Origin of the sequence: Kitasatospora sp. NPDC004614, from assembly GCF_042873675.1 — a bacterium.
Taxonomy (GTDB): Bacteria; Actinomycetota; Actinomycetes; order Streptomycetales; family Streptomycetaceae; genus Kitasatospora.
This window is the reverse complement of record NZ_JBIALR010000003.1, coordinates 101,230-116,816: the sequence shown is the minus strand read 5'-3', so window position 1 is coordinate 116,816 and position 15,587 is coordinate 101,230. Positions and strand designations below refer to the sequence as shown.

Sequence of the window (15,587 nt, the reverse complement as noted above, 5' to 3'; positions counted from 1 at the left end):
TGCTCACCGCATGGTAGTCCGCATATTGGGATCTCGCCGCCCCGCCTACCCCCGTGCACGAACCGCCGCAACTCGTGACGGTGCGTGAGTTCCCGCGCGGACGCGCCGTCATGCCAGCGCGAGTGCCACCAGCGCCGCCGTCGCCGAGGTCTCCACCAGCGCCCCCAGCACGTCACCCGTCACCCCGCCGAAGCGCCGCACACACCGCCGCAACAGGCCCGCCGCGACCACCGATCCGAGCAGCACGGCCACCCCGCACTGCCACCGCAACGCCGCCGCCGCACCCGCCACCAGCAGCGTCACCACGACCGCCGACACCGGACGCACCGTGCCGGCCACCATCGCCCCCAGCCCCCCGGGCCGGGCGGCCGGAACCGACCGCAGACACCCCCACGCCAACGCGACCCGCCCCGCCGTCGCCGCGACGGCCGCGGCGAGCGCCCCGCGCCACAGCGAGACCCCGAACTGGCCTGCTAGCACAGCGACTTGAGCGAACATCAGCAGCACCAGCGTCAGCACGCCGAACGGGCCGATGTCCGACTGCTTCATGATCCGCAACGCGTCCTCGGCAGGCTTGCCACTCCCCAGCCCGTCCGCGACATCCGCGACCCCGTCCAGATGGAGCCCCCGCGTCACCACCGCCCCGACAGCCACCACCGCGACCGCCCCCGACAACGCCCCGCCCCGCCACGCGACCAGCGCCCCCACCGCGCCCGCCAACACCCCGACCACAACCCCGACCACCGGCGCCACCACCATGGCCACCCCACCGGCCGCCCGGTCCCACCGGTGCACCCGCACCCGAAACACCGTCAACGTCCCGAACGCGAACCTGAGCCCGTCAACTGCCCCCACACGCCCCGCCGAGAGGCTCTCTGCGCGCTCGGCCCCCGGCTGCGCGTTCTCGTTGCTCACCAGCCAGGGCCTCTCACGTGCAAGTTCTCATCGGCGAAGGGCTCTTCGACGGCTCTCTCCCGCTTCGCGCAGTTCTCCCCCAGCCCTGGCGGGCCGGGAGGTACCCCCACGCGCCCCTGTTCTCGCGCCCGCCTGCGCTAGTACCGGCCCAGCAGCTCCGCCGCCGTAGGCAGCTTCGCCGGTGCCCGCGGCGGCAGCGGCTTCGCGCTCGGGACGGCCGTCGGCTCGGCGAGGGTGTCGGTCGCGGCCTGCAGGAGCGGCAGTGCCAGCACCGCGGAGATGCCCTCGCCCATGGTGACGCCGGTGTCCTGGAGCGGGGTCAGGGTGAGGCGGTCGTACGCCTTGGCCTGGGCGGGCTCGCCCGTGAGCGCGGCGGCCTGCCACCACTCGGGGGCGCGGAAGGCGATCCGCTGGGCGACCAGCGCGCAGGCCGCGGTGACCACCCCGTCGAGGACGACGGGGAGCTTGCGAACGGCGGCCTGCAGCAGGAACCCGGTGATCGCCGCGAAGTCCGCGCCGCCGGTCGCGGCGAGCAGCGCGAGCTGGTCGCCGAGTACGGGGCGGGCCCGGCGCAGCGCGTCGCGGATGGTGGCGCACTTGACCATCCAGACCCGGTCGTCGATGCCGGAGCCGCGGCCGGTGACGGCGGCGGCGTCGGTGCCGCAGAGGGCGCCGATCAGGACGGCGGCGACGGTGGTGGAGCCGACGCCGAGGTCGCCGAGCAGGACCAGGTCGGTTCCGGCGTCGGCCTCTTCGTCGGCGACGGCCATGCCGGCCCGGAAGGCCCGGGTGGCTTCGTCGAGGCTGAGCGCGTTCTCGATGTCGATCCGGCCGGAGCCGCGCCGGACGCGGTGGCGGACGACCTCTTCGGGGAACTCGGCGGGGTCGGCGTCCACCGCGATGTCGACCACCCGGACGTCCGCGCCGTAGCGGCGGGCCAGTACGGCGACCGGCGCGGTGCCGTCGAGCACGGCGCGGACCCGGTCGGCGGTGCCGCCGCGGGCGTCGAGGGTGGAGATGCCGAGCGAGGCGACGCCGTGGTCGGCGGCGAACAGCAGGACCCGGCTGTTGCGCAGCGGGCGGGTCGGTGCCTCGCCCTGCGCGGACGCCAGCCAGGCCGCCAGCTCCTGGAGCCGGCCCAGGCCGCCGCGCGGCATGGCCAACTGCTGCCAGCGCTCCTCGGCGCCGCGCCGCGCACTCTCGTCAGGCCGTTCGACGAGCGAGGAGAAAGTGTCGAGATCCACGGTGGTGTCCATCGCTCGGCAATCTACACGGCCACCGCTTTGATGGTCAGCACCTGTCCGGCGACCACCAGCAGCACCTGCTCGGAGGCGTCGGCGACGGCCATGTTGAGTCGTCCGAGGGTGTCCCGGAAGCGCCGCCCGGAGGCGGTGGCGGGGACGACGCCCATGCCGACCTCGTTGGAGACCGCGACGACGGTTCGCCGGGTGGCGGCCCAGGCCGCGGCCAGTGCCGCGCAGCGCGTTTCGACGGCCTCCCGGCCGCCGGCCGTCCACCGTTCGTCGTCCCAGGCGTCGTGCTCGTCCATCACGGCGGTCAGCCACAGCGCCAGGCAGTCGATCAGTACCGGTGCGGGGTCGGTGTCGTCGGCGAGCACGGCTTCCAGCTCGCAGGTCTCCGCGGTGCGCCAGCCGTCGGGTCGGCGGGAGCGGTGCAGTGCGACGCGGTGTGCCCAGTCGGTGTCGCCGTCGCGGGTGCCGGAGGTGGCGACGTACAGGACGTCGGGATGCGGGGCGAGCAGCTGTTCGGCGTGGGTGGACTTGCCGGAGCGGGCGCCGCCGAGCAGCAGGGTGCGGGGGAGTGCCATGCGATCATCCTGCCGGACGGCGCATGCCCGTATCCCAGCTGGGCACGCTACTGTCGCAACCCTTCAGCAGCAGCGTTGACCCAGAGGAGCCCGGCATGGTGTGGACCTGGCGGTACGAGAAGAGCGACGGCGCCGTGGTGGCCCAGGACGGCGCCGAGGAGTTCTCCAGCCAGGGCGACGCGGAGACCTGGATCGGCGAGGAGTGGAAGACGCTGCTGGACGACGGCGTCGACCGGGTGGTGCTGGTCGAGGACGGCCGCGACATCTACCCGATGAGCCTGCACGAAGGCTGACGCCCGTCGCGCTACTTGGCGCCGACCACGTGCAGCAGCGCCGCGACGTGCCGGTACGGGTCCTGCTTGCCGGCCCGTTCCTCGGCGTCGAGCAGCTGGCCGAGCTGGCGGCCGTCCACCGGGGCGGCCTCGTCCGGCATGGTGTCGGTGAACACCCGCACCCCGTACCAGTGGCGGACGGGGACGGCGAACTCGGCGAGCGTGGTGGAGAGTTCGGCGAGCCGGTCGGCGCGGGCGGGCAGGCCGAGGCGGTTGGTGTAGCGGGTGCTGTCGAAGGCTTCCTGGCAGGCCCGCCAGTCGCCGGTCAGCCCGGCCCGCATGGCCAGCGCGTCGCCGTTGCGGACCAACAGGGAGAGCAGCCCGCCGGGGGCCAGGATGCGGGCCACCGAGGCGAGCATCGGGTCCGGGTCGGGCAGGTACATCAGGGTGCCGTGGCAGAGCACCAGGTCGAAGCTGCGCGGTCCGAACCAGCGGCCGACCTGGTGGCCGTCGCCGGTGAGCAGCTGGACCCGGTCGCGGACCTCGGGCGGTTCGGCGGCCAGCGCCTCGTGGACGACGGCGAGCATCTCCGGGTCCGGGTCGATGCCGGTGACGAAGTGCCCGGCGCGGGCCAGGCGCAGCGCCTGGGTGCCCTCGGCGCAGCCGACGTCCAGCACTCGCAGCGCGGTGCCGCGGGTGAGCTGTTCGGCGAGCTGACGGGTCACCAGTTCCTGGCGGACCAGGTTGTGCAGTCCGCCGTGCCGCTCCAGCCATTCGCCGGCCCCGCTGTGGTACGGCCCGCCGCGGGCGGGCAGCCGGCCGTGCCGGCCGCGCGGCAGCCCGTGCTGGGCGGGGATGCCCGGCGTGCCGAAGGCCCCGACCGGCTGCTGCGCCGGCGGGGCCCAGTACGGCGGAACCGCTTCCGCGGTCAGGGCCGCTCGCCCCGCTTGACCATGGGCTTGGGCAGCCGCAGGCGGCGCATCTGCAGGGTGCGCATCAGGCCGTACATCACGGCGCCGCGGGTGTTGTCGTTCGGGAAGCGCTCGGCGAGGCCCTTGCGCAGCGTGAAGCCGAGCCGGACGAAGTCGAGGATGACCACCACGAAGAAGATCATGAACAGCAGCGTGGACATCAGCTGCAGGGACTGCACCTTGGTGATGCTGAGCACCAGCACCACGACGGCGTACGGCAGGAAGAACTCGGCCGCGGCCCAGCGGGAGTCCACGAAGTCGCGGACGTAGCGCCGCACCGGGCCCTTGTCGCGGGCCGGCAGGGCGCGCTCGTCACCCTCGAGCAGCGCGGTGCGCTGCTTCTCGCGCTCGGCGCGCATCCGCTCGCGGGCCTGCCTGGCGGCCTCCTTGCGGTCCTTGGGAACGGAGACCCGGGTCTTCCGGTGGGCCTCGGCCTCACTGCGCTTGGGCGTGGGCCGGCCCTTCGGGGCCTGCGGGTCGCGGGGCAGCCGCTCTTCCTCCTTCGTCAACGTGACGGACGAGGAGGCGGCGGAGTCATCGGAGCGGCGTCGAAACACACTCCCAGCGTACGGGTTGACCGGCCGCTTTCCGGCCCGGCCCCGGATGCGAACCGATATCGATCGTGAGGACGATGCCGAACGGCCGCTCGCTGTAGCAGCATTGTTGCTGGCTGGTGGACTGCGCCGGGGACCCCGTCGCGCATACACTCGACCTGTCACGAGACGCAAACCCAGGCCCGAAGAAGGGGGCTATCGAGGCCCATGAGCGACGGAATCATGAAGCGTATGGGGCTGATCTTCCGCTCCAAGGCGAACAAGGCCTTGGACCGGGCGGAGGACCCGCGCGAAACGCTCGACTACTCCTACCAGAAGCAGCTGGAACTGCTGCAGAAGGTGCGCAGGGGCGTCGCCGACGTGGCCACCTCCCGCAAGCGCCTGGAGCTCCAGCTGACGCAGCTGCAGCAGCAGTCCTCCAAGTACGAGGACCAGGGCCGCAAGGCGCTGTCCCTCGGCCGTGAGGACCTGGCGCGCGAGGCGCTCAGCCGCAAGGCCAACCTGCAGTCCCAGATCACCGACCTGGAGACGCAGTACCAGGCCCTGCAGGCCGAGGAGGAGAAGCTCACGCTCGCCTCCCAGCGCCTCCAGGCCAAGGTGGACGCCTTCCGCACCAAGAAGGAGACCATCAAGGCCACCTACACCGCCGCCCAGGCGCAGACCCGGATCGCCGAGTCCTTCTCCGGCATCTCGGAGGAGATGGGCGATGTCGGCCTGGCGATCCAGCGGGCCGAGGACAAGACCGCGCAGATGCAGGCCCGCGCGGGCGCGATCGACGAGCTGCTGGCCTCCGGCGCGCTCGACGACGCCAGCGGCCTCGGCCGCAAGGACGACATCGAGGCCGAGCTGGAGCGGGTGGCCGGCGGCAGCGACGTCGAGCTGGAGCTGGCCCGGATGAAGGCCGAGCTGACGGGCGGCACCCCCGCCTCGCAGCCGCAGGCGATCGAGCAGGGGAAGAACGACACCCCGCCGCCGCCCACCATCAACTACCGCAAGTAAGCCCGCGAGCAGGGGAGACGCACCAGCATGATCATGCGGGTCTTGGGTGAGGGGCAGTTCGAGGTCGCGGAGGGCGACCTGAACCGGCTGAACCAGCTGGACGACGATCTGCTTCAGGCCGTCGAGGCGGGCGACGAGGAGGCCTTCAAGGCCGCTCTCGGCAGCCTGCTGGCGGCCGTCCGGGAGGTCGGTACGCCGGTGCCGGCGGAGTCGTTGGAGCCGTCGGACCTGATCCTGCCGGACGCCGAGGCGTCCCTGGAGCAGGTTCGCGAGCTGCTGCGTGCCGAGGGTGACGGTCTGATCCCGGGCATCCCGGAGTAGTTCGGGCGCCGTTCGTGACGAGAGGGCGGGCACCCCCCAGGGGGTGCCCGCCCTCTCGCGTGCCCGAAGCCGGCTTGCGGCGAACCGTTACGGCAGGGCCAGCATGCGGTCCAGCGCGGCCTTGGCGTACTTCTCGGTCTCCGCGTCCACCGTGATCACGTTCGGGACCCGGCCCTCGGCGAGCGACTCCAGCGCCCACACCAGGTGCGGCAGGTCGATCCGGTTCATGGTGGAGCAGAAGCACACGGTGCGGTCGAGGAAGACGACCTCCTTGTCCGGGTGCGCCTTGGCCAGGCGGCGGACCAGGTTCAGCTCGGTGCCGATGGCCCACTTGGAGCCGGGCTCGGCGGCGTCCAGCGCCTTGATGATGTACTCGGTCGAGCCGACCTGGTCGGCGGCGGTGACCACCTCGTGCCGGCACTCGGGGTGCACCAGGACGTTGACGCCGGGGATCCGCTCGCGGACCTCGTTGACCGAGTCCAGGTTGAACCGGCCGTGCACCGAGCAGTGGCCGCGCCACAGGATCATCTTCGCGTCCCGCAGCTGCTCGGCGGTCAGGCCGCCGTTCGGCTTGTGCGGGTTGTAGAGGACGCAGTCCTCCAGCGCGAAGCCCATCTCCAGCACCGCGGTGTTGCGGCCCAGGTGCTGGTCCGGCAGGAACAGCACCTTCTCTCCCTGCTCGAACGCCCACTCCAGCGCCCGCTTGGCGTTGGAGGAGGTGCAGATGGTGCCGCCGTGCTTGCCGGTGAAGGCCTTGATGTCGGCGGAGGAGTTCATGTACGAGACCGGGACGGTGACGTCCGCGATGCCCGCGTCGGTGAGCACGTCCCAGCACTCGGCGACCTGCTCGGCGGTGGCCATGTCGGCCATCGAGCAGCCCGCGGCGAGGTCCGGCAGCACGACCTGCTGGCGCTCGGAGGTGAGGATGTCGGCGGACTCGGCCATGAAGTGCACGCCGCAGAAGACGATGTACTCGGCCTCCGGGCGGGCCGCGGCGTCCCGGGCCAGCTTGAAGGAGTCGCCGGTGACGTCGGCGAACTCGATGACCTCGTCGCGCTGGTAGTGGTGGCCCAGGATGAAGACCCGGTCGCCCAGCTTCTCCTTGGCGGCGCGGGCGCGCGCCACCAGGTCCGGGTCGGAGGCGGCGGGCAGATCGCCGGGGCACTCCACGCCGCGCTCGCTGTTCGGGTCGGCCTCCCGGCCGAGCAGCAGCAGGGCGAGCGGCGAGGCGGTGGGGTCGACGCCGTAGGTCTCGGTGGTGGTGGTCACGGGCGGCTGCCCTCCTGATGCGGCCGGATCGTTCCCGAACACAGCCTTCTCGTCTATCTGACGCTATCTATGATAACCGGTTCTCGTCAGCCTGACGATGGCCATTCTGTCGATGTGACGAGAACCGCTCACCGGGATGGATGCTTCCCGCGCGAGAACCTGCCGTGCCCCCGGTTGGCTGGACCCATGAAGGCAATCGCGATCAACCGCTACGGCGGACCCGACGTGGTCGAGTACACCGAGCTCCCGGACCCCAAGGTCGGCCCCGACTCCGTACTCGTCCGCACCCGCGCGGTCGGCGTCAACCCCGTCGACTGGAAGATCCGCGAAGGGCACCTCGACGGCATCCTCGACGTGTGCTTCCCGCTGATCATGGGCTTCGACCTGGCCGGCGTGGTGCAGGCGGTCGGCGGGGCCGTCACCGAGTTCCGGCCCGGGGACGAGGTGATCGGCTACGTCCGCAAGGACGTCATCGGCTACGGCACCTACGCCGAACTCGTCGCCGCCCCCGTCCGCACGCTGGCCCGCAAACCCGCCGCGCTCGGCTGGGCCGAGGCCGGCGGCCTGCCCACCGCCGGGCTCACCGCGCAACAGGCGCTGGTGAACGCACTGCGGCTGCGCCGCGGCGAGAGCGTGCTGATCCACGCCGCGGCGGGCGGCGTCGGCTCGCTCGCCGTCCAGATCGCCACCGCCCTCGGGGCCCGGGTGATCGGCACCGCCGGGCCGCACAACCACACCTACCTGCGCGGCCTCGGCGCCGAACCCGTCGAGTACGGCCAGGGCCTGGCCGAACGCGTCCGCGCCCTCGCCCCCGACGGGGTGGACGCGGTGCTCGACCTGGTCGGCGGCGACGCCCTCGACGTCTCCACCGCCCTGGTCAAGGACCCGGCCCGGATCGCCTCCACCGTCGACTACCGGGTCACCGGGCTCGGCGGCCACTACATCTGGACCCGCCCCGACCCCGACGACCTCGCCGCCGTCGCCCGGCTCGCCGACGACGGGCTGCTCACCGTCCCGGTCGCCTCCACCTTCCCGCTCGGCCAGGCCGCCTCCGCCCAGGCCCTCAACGCGGAAGGGCGCACCCGCGGCAAGATCGTTCTGCTGGTGGACTGAACGGACACCCGGCGTCGGCGAGAATGGGCCCGCAGAGTCCGCCCCTGTGCGGGGGCCGCGGCTCGACCCACCCTCACACCCGTACCACCCGTGGAGCCCCGCCATGAGCACCCACCGGCCGCCCGACCTCGGCCAGGCGGGTTTCGACGACACCGACCGCCTGCTGCTGGAGCACCTCAGCCGCGACGGCCGCGCCTCCTACGCCGAGATCGGGCTGCTCACCAACCTGTCCGCCACCGCCGTCCGCCGCCGCATCGACCGGCTGCGGGCGCGCGGCGTGGTCCGCGGCTTCACCGTGGTGCTCGACCCCGCGCTGCTCGGCTGGGGCACCGAGGCGTTCGTCGAGGTCTACTGCCGGGCCCGCACCTCGCCCGAGGAACTGCTCGCCTCGCTGCGCCAGTTTCCCGAGGTCGCCGCCGCCTGGACGGTCACCGGCGACCCCGACGCCCTGGTCCACCTGCGGGCCGCCGACACCCGCCACCTGGAAGCCGTCATCGAACGCATCCGCAAGGAGCCCGGCGTCCAGCGCAGCCGTTCCTCGGTCGTGCTCTCTCAGTTGATCTGACGCAGGAATCCTGCGCGGCCCCCCTCGAACACGCACGAAACCGGCCCTGACCGGCCCCGTTCCGACGCGCGCCCGCCCGGCACCGCTGCCTACGCTGATCATGACCCCCACGCACCGCAGCAGCGAAGAGGACACCCGTGTACGCAGCCCCCGACCGCATGCACAAGCCGGACGCCGAACTGGTCGAGCTGGTCTTCGACTACATGCGCGAACGGCTGCAGTACGACCCCGTGCCGCTCGACCACCCCGGCGACGGCGCCCACCTGCGGGAAGTCCTTGCCGGACTGCTCAACGACCACGGCAACAACCCCGCCGACGTGCTCAAGCTGTACGACCACGAGCTGTCCCGCGCCGTCATCTCCGCCGACAGCCCGCGCTACCTGTCCTTCATCCCGTGCGCCCCCACCAAGGCCGCCCTGCTGTTCGACATGGTGGTCTCCTGCGCCTCCCTGCAGGGCATCTCCTGGCTGGAGGCGGCCGGCGCGATCGCCGCCGAGAACCAGGTGCTGCGGCTGATAGCCGACCGGGCCGGCCTGCCCGCCACCGCCGGTGGCGTCTTCGTCTCCGGCGGCTCGGCCGGCAACCTGTCCGCGCTGGTGGTCGCCCGCGACACCGCCCGCCGCCGCTTGGGCGTCGGTCCGGACGCCCGGCTGCGGATTGCCGTCGCCGACCAGGTGCACTCCTCGGTCAAGAACACCTTCAACATCATCGGCGTCGAGGCCTTCCCCGTCCCCGCCGTCGACCGCCGCCTCACCGGCGCCGCCCTGCGCGCCGCCCTCGACGCCGACCCGCACCCCGAGACCGTCATCGCCGTGGTCGGCACCGCCGGCACCACCAACGAAGGCATCATCGACGACCTCGAGGGCATCGCCGAGGTCGCCCGCGAACGCGAGCTCTGGTTCCACGTGGACGGCGCGTACGGCGGCGCCGGACTGTTCGCCCCCTCGGTGCGCGAGCGCTACAACGGCATCGAGCACGCCGACTCCTTCGTGGTCGACCCGCACAAGTGGCTGTTCGCCCCGTTCGACTGCGCCGCGCTGCTCTACCGCGACCCGCGCCTGGCCCGCGCCGTGCACACCCAGGACGCCGGCTACCTGGACGTCCTGCACACCGAGGGCGACGAGTGGAACCCCACCGACTACGCCTACCACCTCACCCGGCGCGCCCGCGGCCTCCCGCTCTGGTTCTCGCTCGCCGTCCACGGCGTCCAGGCATACACCGACGCCATCGAGACCGGCCTGCGGCTGGCCCAGGACACCGCGCAGCTGATCCGCGACACCGAGCACCTCGAACTGCTCCACGACCCGCAGCTGTCCGCGGTCTGCTTCCGCCGCACCGGCTGGACCCACGACGACTACTACCGCTGGTCCCGGCAGCTGCTCGCCGACCAGATCGGCTTCGTCACCCCCACCGGCTGGGACGGCGAGACGGTCGCCCGGTTCGCCTTCCTGCACCCCGGCACCACCATGGAGATGGTCCAGGAGATCCTCGACACCATGCGCTGACCGGTCGGCGGACCGAACGGCGGCTACAGGTAGCCGCCGTTCGGGATGTACGGGGCCGGTGGGCGCATCCCGCGGACCGCCAGGTAGCCGCGGGTGGTCAGCGACAGCCCCAGGTCCAGGCCCACGTCCACCGCCCACTCCTGCTCGGCGGTCAGGAACTCCACGTCCGCGTCGGTGCCCTCCGGCACCCGGGCCAGTGCCTCCCGCAGCAGCCGGGCGGCGATCCGCTTCGAGGTGGCGGCCACCAGCTGGACGGTGCCGCCGTCCCGGTAGCAGTAGCCGGTGCCGGCCAGGGTGTCCGCGATCAGCAGCTCCTCGAAGTGCGCCAGCATGAACGCGTGGTCCGGGCCGTGCGCCGCGCCCCGCAGCCGCCGGTCCACCGAGTCCAGCAGGTGCAGGTGCGAGGCGTTGCCCGCGTGCACCGGAATGTCCCCCGGGTCCAGCAGCCGCTCCCGGTCCACCCGGCCGGTCAGCCGCATCGTCGGGTGCAGCGTGAACCCGGCCGCCCGGTAGCGGCGCGCGGCCGCGGGCGACGGCGAGGCGCACAGCATCCCGCGCAGACAGCCCCGCCCGTACGCGGCGGCCCGTTCCAGCAGCAGCCGCCCCACGCCCTGCCCCTGCGCGGACGGCAGCACCACGAACAGCGCCAGCACCCACACGCCCTCACGGCGCAGCGACAGCGCCGCCCCCACCGGCTCACCGTCCTGCTCGGCGATCCAGCACCCCTGCGGGTCGGTGACGGCCAGGTGCCGCGAACGCGCGAGCCGGCGGATCCGGGACGGCGCGTCCGCCGGCTCCGGCTCGGCGTCCGCCGGCCGGCCGTCCAGGTCGCGGAACGCCGCCCGGGAGACCCGGTTCACTGCTTCGGCGTCCTCGGCGGTGTCTCTCAGCTGACGAATGATCACCGTCACATCCTGCTGTGCCCGCCGTGCGGGCGGTAGCGGTTTGGCCGAGCGACCGGTGACCGCCCCCGCCCGGTGTGCGAGCATGGGATACGTGGGGGAGTGGGCGACGAAAAATGTCCCCCGAACGCACCACCTTCCGGAAATGAATCCGGGAGGCCGCTGGTTGGCACTGGCGGATCACAGTCGTCACAGACCGGGAGTAAGCATGACCGTCCAGGACGAGACCACCGTCGAGAGTGGCATCCTCCTCACCGATGCCGCCGCGGCCAAGGTCAAGGGCCTGCTGGAGCAGGAGGGCCGCGAGGACCTCGCTCTGCGCGTCGCCGTGCAGCCCGGCGGCTGCTCGGGCCTGCGTTACCAGCTGTTCTTCGACGAGCGTTCGCTGGACGGCGACGTCGTCAAGGACTTCAACGGTGTCAAGGTCGTCACCGACCGGATGAGCGCCCCGTACCTGGGCGGCGCCACCGTCGACTTCGTCGACACCATCGAGAAGCAGGGCTTCACCATCGACAACCCGAACGCCACCGGCTCCTGCGCCTGCGGCGACTCGTTCAGCTAAGCCCTATTACGGCGCGAACGACGAGGGCGGCTCCCCACCAGGGGGGCCGCCCTCGGGGCTTTCCGGGGTCAGCGCGGGCCGCCGGCTCCCACCCCGCCGGTCTGCGGCGGCACCTGGTCGCCGGTCGCGGTGTCCACCACGCCGCCGCCGTTCATCGGCCGGGGCAGGGTGACCGTCGCCTCCTGCTCCTTCATCAGCTGCGGGCAGGCCTTGCCGGGTTCGGCGGTCTTGGTGACCACGATCCGCAGCTTCACGGTCGGCGGGGCGTCCTCCTCCAGACGCACCCCGTACTTGTCGCACACCCCGGCGGTGTAGAACACCGTCAACTGGGTGGGGCTGTCCTGCCGGTAACCCGTCACGGGGATCTTCACCGCGGTCGGCGGGTGCTCGCCGACGGCGATCCCCGGGCTGGTCGGCGAGGACTGCGGGCTGCTGCCGGTACCGGCGGACGGGGTGGCGGACGGCGAGTCCGGGGCCGCGGTGCCCGGGCCGGGAGTCGCGTCGGTGGCCGCGGTCGGGCCGGATCCGGTCGCGATCGCCGGGGTGCCGGAACTGCCGCACGCGGTCAGCAGCCCGGCGGCGAGGGACGCGGCGGCCAGCGCCAGGACGGTCCGGCGCGCGTGCGAGGGCTTGGCGGAGACGGCTGCGGTCCTGTCGTCCATGATCTGCGTTCCTCCCGGGGGTCACGCGGCGCCGCTGGAGCGGCACCGCGTCGCTTTGACGTGCCCGGGAGGAAACCGGTTCCCGCTACTCGCCGAACTCCGGCATCCCCGCCACCACCCGGCGGGCCTCCACCGGTACCTCGACGCCCAACACCGTCGGCACCGACCGCACCGGACCCGGACCGGTGGCCGGCCAGAACCGGCCCAGCCGGCGCGAGGAGTCCAGCAGATCGGCCAGCGACTCGGCATCGACGTCGTACGCGCCGGTGAACAGCTGGCGGGGGGAGTGATCGATCACCATGCGGAACCAGCTCCGATCGCCGCGCCGCGGCCACGGCACCGCGGACTGGACGGGGGCCGCGTCCGGCCCCCGTACTCGCGACCCTAGGACGCTCCGGCCACCCGCAACAGGCCTACCCATGGGTAGTACCGGATCGGGCGGGTACCTTAGGTGAGTTGATGTCCGCCGCTCCGGCCACCGCCGGGCAGCCCGAGGAGAACCCCGTGCGCATCGCCGTCGCCGGCTCGATCGCCACCGACCACCTGACGACCTTCCCCGGACGCTTCTCCGACCAGCTGGTCCCCGAACAGCTGCACACGGTGTCCCTGTCGTTCCTGGTCGACACCCTGGACATCCGGCGCGGCGGCGTCGGCCCGAACATCGCCTTCGGCATGGGCGTCCTCGGCCTGCACCCGATCCTGGTCGGCGCGGCCGGCGCGGACTTCACCGAGTACCGCAGCTGGCTCGACCGCCACGGCGTCGACACCGAGTCCGTGCACATCTCCGAGACCCGGCACACCGCCCGGTTCATGTGCACCACCGACCAGGACCACAACCAGATCGCGTCCTTCTACACCGGCGCGATGGCCGAGGCCCGCAACATCGAGCTCAAGCCGATCGCCGACCGGGTCGGCGGCCTCGACCTGGTCCTGATCGGCGCGGACGACCCCGCCGCGATGGTGCGGCACACCCAGGAGTGCCGCACCCGCGGCTACGCCTTCGCCGCCGACCCCTCCCAGCAGCTCGCCCGCCTCGAGGGCGACGACATCCGGGAGATCGTCAACGGCGCGGCCTACCTGTTCACGAACGAGTACGAAGCTGCGCTGATCGAGTCCAAGACCGGCTGGTCCTCGGACGAGATCCTGAGCCGCGTCGGCACCCGGGTCACCACCCTCGGCCCGAAGGGCGTCCGCATCCAGCGCGAGGGCGAGCCCGACATTGTGGTCGGCTGCGCCGCCGAGGAGCGCAAGGCCGACCCCACCGGCGTCGGCGACGGCTTCCGGGCCGGCTTCCTCGCGGGCCTCTCCTGGGGCCTCGGCCTCGAGCGCGCCGCGCAGGTCGGCTGCATGCTGGCGACCCTGGTCATCGAGACCGTCGGCACCCAGGAGTACGAGCTGCGCGGCGGCCACTTCTTGGAGCGCTTCGAGGCGGCCTACGGGGCGGACGCGGCGGCCGAGATCCGCGGCAACCTGTAAGTCTGTCTTTCAGGGGCCCGGGGAACGGCGGGGCCGAGACTGCTGGTGAGCAACGGGGCGTAGAGCGTCGGGTTGTTTCGGGTTCCTGTCTTTGACCCGACGCAGCACGACCTCCCGATGGGCTCCGACCGCCAGCAGTCATGGCCTCGCCGTTCCCCGAGCCCCTTTTTATGCCTCCGTCGCTTTGACCACCAGGTATGCGGTGCCGTGGTCGGCACCGTATTCGGTGGCCGGGGTTTCGCCCTCGTAGGTGTGGCCACACATGTCGCACCAGGCGGGGATGTCGTGGCGGGCCGCTTCGTCGTCGGAGAGGACGGCGATGCGGCCGCCGGGGGCGACGGCGGGGATGCGCTTGGCGAGTTCGATGATCGGCAGCGGGCAGCGCTTGCCGAGGGTGTCGAGGACCAGCGCGTCGCTGGTGGTGGCCGGGGCGGGGAGGTCCAGGCCGAGCGGGGCGCGGATGTCGGCGACGACGCGGGGGAGTACGTCGAGGAAGTGCTCCACGTCCGCGGTGGCGGTGCCGGGCGGGAGCGAGACGCGGACGTTGCCTTCGGTGAGGACGCCCATCGCGGCCAGGACGTGGCTGGGCGTCAGCGTGCTCGAGGTGCAGGAGGAGCCGGAGTTGACGGCGAAGCCGGCCCTGTCGAGTTCGCCGAGCAGCACCTCGCCGTCCACGTACAGGCAGGAGAAGGTGACCAGGTGGGGGAGGCGGAGTTCGGGGTGGCCGACCACCTCGACCTCGGGGATCAGCTGCGGGACCCGGTGCCGGATCAGTTCGACCAGGGCGCGCAGCCGGGCGTTCTCGGCCTCGGCCTCGGCCCGGACCGCCCGCAGCGACGCGGCGGCGGCCACGATCGCGGGGACGTTGACGTAGCCCGGCACCCGGCCGTTCTCCCGGTCGTCGGCGGGCAGCGGCGAGACGTACCGGACGCCCTTGCGGACGGCCAGCACCCCGACGCCGGCCGGGCCGCCCCACTTGTGGGCGCTGGCCGTCAGCACCGACCAGCCGGCGGGCACCGGCAGCCGGCCGGCGCTCTGCGCGGCGTCCACCAGCAGCGGGACGTCCCCGCTGAGTGCGGCGGTCTCGGCGACCGGCTGCAGGGTGCCGACCTCGTGGTTGGCGGACTGCAGGACGGCCAGCGCGGTGTCCGGCCGCAGCGCGGCGGCGAACTCGGCTGCGTCGACGCGGCCGTGACGGTCGACCGGGACGGCAGTGGCGCTGCCGCCGTCGGCCTCCCAGCGTTCGGCGGTGTGCAGCACGGCGGAGTGCTCGACCGCGGAGTGCACCAGGTGGGCGCCGCGACGGCGGTTGCCGCGCAGGGTCCCGAGGATGCCCAACTGGACGGCCTGGGTGCCGGATGCGGTGAAGACGATCTCGTCGGCCCGGGCGCCGAGGACCTCGGCGACGGTCTCCCGGGCGGCGTCGAGCAGCATGCGGGCCTGCCGGCCGGAGCGGTGCAGCCGGGCCGGGTCGGCCCAGCCTTCGTCGAGGGCGGCGAGCAGCGCCTGCCGGGCGACGGGGTGCGGCGGAGCGGTGGAAGCGGCGTCGAAGTAGGGCACGGGGCCACCGTAGACGACGCCCCATACGGGGGGATTCCTCCCGGCTTCCGAGGGAGCCGACGGCCCGTCACCCGCGTGTCGCAGTGCGGTCGCCCGTTCGGTCGTGGGAGGCT

At 72.8% G+C, this 15,587-nt stretch carries 17 protein-coding genes and 1 pseudogene; 8 read left to right on the top strand and 10 right to left on the bottom strand.

Going from position 1 to position 15,587, the window contains the following annotated elements:
- Positions 1–108: 108 nt before the first annotated feature.
- The 3 genes and pseudogenes from ACFYST_RS09995 to cobU form a co-directional block, all read right to left on the bottom strand.
- Positions 109–810, bottom strand: a complete 702-nt coding sequence (locus ACFYST_RS09995) for an adenosylcobinamide-GDP ribazoletransferase (protein WP_387861569.1) — start codon at positions 808–810, stop codon at positions 109–111.
- A 242-nt stretch (positions 811–1,052) separates the two neighbouring features.
- A complete protein-coding gene (locus ACFYST_RS09990; RefSeq protein ID WP_387861191.1) occupies positions 1,053–2,171 on the bottom strand; it encodes a nicotinate-nucleotide--dimethylbenzimidazole phosphoribosyltransferase in 1,119 nt (372 codons plus the stop codon).
- Positions 2,172–2,182: 11 nt separating this feature from the next.
- Positions 2,183–2,731 (bottom strand): annotated as a pseudogene (cobU, locus tag ACFYST_RS09985) (bifunctional adenosylcobinamide kinase/adenosylcobinamide-phosphate guanylyltransferase); the annotation flags it as partial.
- A 107-nt stretch (positions 2,732–2,838) separates the two neighbouring features.
- On the opposite strand from cobU, the gene ACFYST_RS09980 reads away from it, so the two are divergent.
- Positions 2,839–3,036: a hypothetical protein gene (locus ACFYST_RS09980; RefSeq protein WP_387643594.1), complete on the top strand. Its 198-nt coding sequence runs from the start codon at positions 2,839–2,841 to the stop codon at positions 3,034–3,036.
- Positions 3,037–3,047: 11 nt separating this feature from the next.
- On the opposite strand, the gene ACFYST_RS09975 is transcribed toward ACFYST_RS09980, so the two are convergent.
- On the bottom strand, positions 3,048–3,740 hold the full coding sequence (locus ACFYST_RS09975; protein WP_387643597.1) for a class I SAM-dependent methyltransferase: 693 nt from the start codon (positions 3,738–3,740) through the stop codon (positions 3,048–3,050).
- Between the two features lie 203 nt (positions 3,741–3,943).
- The gene (locus tag ACFYST_RS09970) at positions 3,944–4,543 is read right to left on the bottom strand and encodes a DUF3043 domain-containing protein (protein WP_387861189.1); all 600 of its coding nucleotides are present in this window, start codon (positions 4,541–4,543) and stop codon (positions 3,944–3,946) included.
- Between the two features lie 219 nt (positions 4,544–4,762).
- Between ACFYST_RS09970 and ACFYST_RS09965 the strand changes: the two genes are divergently transcribed.
- Positions 4,763–5,539 (top strand): PspA/IM30 family protein, encoded by a 777-nt coding sequence (locus tag ACFYST_RS09965; RefSeq protein ID WP_387643602.1) that lies wholly within the window; start codon positions 4,763–4,765, stop codon positions 5,537–5,539.
- 27 nt (positions 5,540–5,566) lie between these two features.
- On the top strand, positions 5,567–5,860 hold the full coding sequence (locus ACFYST_RS09960) for a hypothetical protein (RefSeq protein ID WP_387643605.1): 294 nt from the start codon (positions 5,567–5,569) through the stop codon (positions 5,858–5,860).
- 87 nt (positions 5,861–5,947) lie between these two features.
- Here ACFYST_RS09960 and nadA read toward each other — a convergent pair whose 3' ends face one another.
- The gene (gene nadA / locus ACFYST_RS09955) at positions 5,948–7,129 is read right to left on the bottom strand and encodes a quinolinate synthase NadA (RefSeq protein WP_387643608.1); all 1,182 of its coding nucleotides are present in this window, start codon (positions 7,127–7,129) and stop codon (positions 5,948–5,950) included.
- 186 nt (positions 7,130–7,315) lie between these two features.
- Between nadA and ACFYST_RS09950 the strand changes: the two genes are divergently transcribed.
- From ACFYST_RS09950 to ACFYST_RS09940, 3 genes are all read left to right on the top strand, one after another.
- Positions 7,316–8,242: an NADP-dependent oxidoreductase gene (locus ACFYST_RS09950; RefSeq protein ID WP_387861187.1), complete on the top strand. Its 927-nt coding sequence runs from the start codon at positions 7,316–7,318 to the stop codon at positions 8,240–8,242.
- Between the two features lie 103 nt (positions 8,243–8,345).
- Positions 8,346–8,807, top strand: coding sequence for an Lrp/AsnC family transcriptional regulator (locus ACFYST_RS09945; RefSeq protein WP_387643612.1), 462 nt, complete (start codon positions 8,346–8,348; stop codon positions 8,805–8,807).
- A 137-nt stretch (positions 8,808–8,944) separates the two neighbouring features.
- Positions 8,945–10,312 carry a pyridoxal phosphate-dependent decarboxylase family protein gene (locus ACFYST_RS09940; RefSeq protein WP_387643615.1) on the top strand — a complete coding sequence of 456 codons (1,368 nt, stop codon included), beginning with the start codon at positions 8,945–8,947 and terminating at the stop codon, positions 10,310–10,312.
- Positions 10,313–10,335: 23 nt separating this feature from the next.
- On the opposite strand, the gene ACFYST_RS09935 is transcribed toward ACFYST_RS09940, so the two are convergent.
- Positions 10,336–11,217 (bottom strand): GNAT family N-acetyltransferase, encoded by an 882-nt coding sequence (locus ACFYST_RS09935; RefSeq protein WP_387643617.1) that lies wholly within the window; start codon positions 11,215–11,217, stop codon positions 10,336–10,338.
- A 205-nt stretch (positions 11,218–11,422) separates the two neighbouring features.
- Here ACFYST_RS09935 and erpA point away from each other — a divergent pair, with 205 nt between their 5' ends.
- Entirely contained in the window at positions 11,423–11,776 is a 354-nt protein-coding gene (gene erpA, locus ACFYST_RS09930) for an iron-sulfur cluster insertion protein ErpA (RefSeq protein ID WP_387643620.1), read from the top strand.
- A 68-nt stretch (positions 11,777–11,844) separates the two neighbouring features.
- On the opposite strand, the gene ACFYST_RS09925 is transcribed toward erpA, so the two are convergent.
- Both ACFYST_RS09925 and ACFYST_RS09920 read right to left on the bottom strand, forming a co-directional pair.
- Positions 11,845–12,438, bottom strand: coding sequence for a hypothetical protein (locus ACFYST_RS09925; protein ID WP_387861185.1), 594 nt, complete (start codon positions 12,436–12,438; stop codon positions 11,845–11,847).
- Between the two features lie 85 nt (positions 12,439–12,523).
- Entirely contained in the window at positions 12,524–12,739 is a 216-nt protein-coding gene (locus ACFYST_RS09920; protein ID WP_387643625.1) for a hypothetical protein, read from the bottom strand.
- Between the two features lie 203 nt (positions 12,740–12,942).
- Between ACFYST_RS09920 and ACFYST_RS09915 the strand changes: the two genes are divergently transcribed.
- Positions 12,943–13,914, top strand: coding sequence for a carbohydrate kinase family protein (locus ACFYST_RS09915; protein ID WP_387643861.1), 972 nt, complete (start codon positions 12,943–12,945; stop codon positions 13,912–13,914).
- Between the two features lie 168 nt (positions 13,915–14,082).
- Here ACFYST_RS09915 and ACFYST_RS09910 read toward each other — a convergent pair whose 3' ends face one another.
- Positions 14,083–15,474 carry a cysteine desulfurase/sulfurtransferase TusA family protein gene (locus ACFYST_RS09910; RefSeq protein WP_387861183.1) on the bottom strand — a complete coding sequence of 464 codons (1,392 nt, stop codon included), beginning with the start codon at positions 15,472–15,474 and terminating at the stop codon, positions 14,083–14,085.
- Positions 15,475–15,587: the final 113 nt, after the last annotated feature.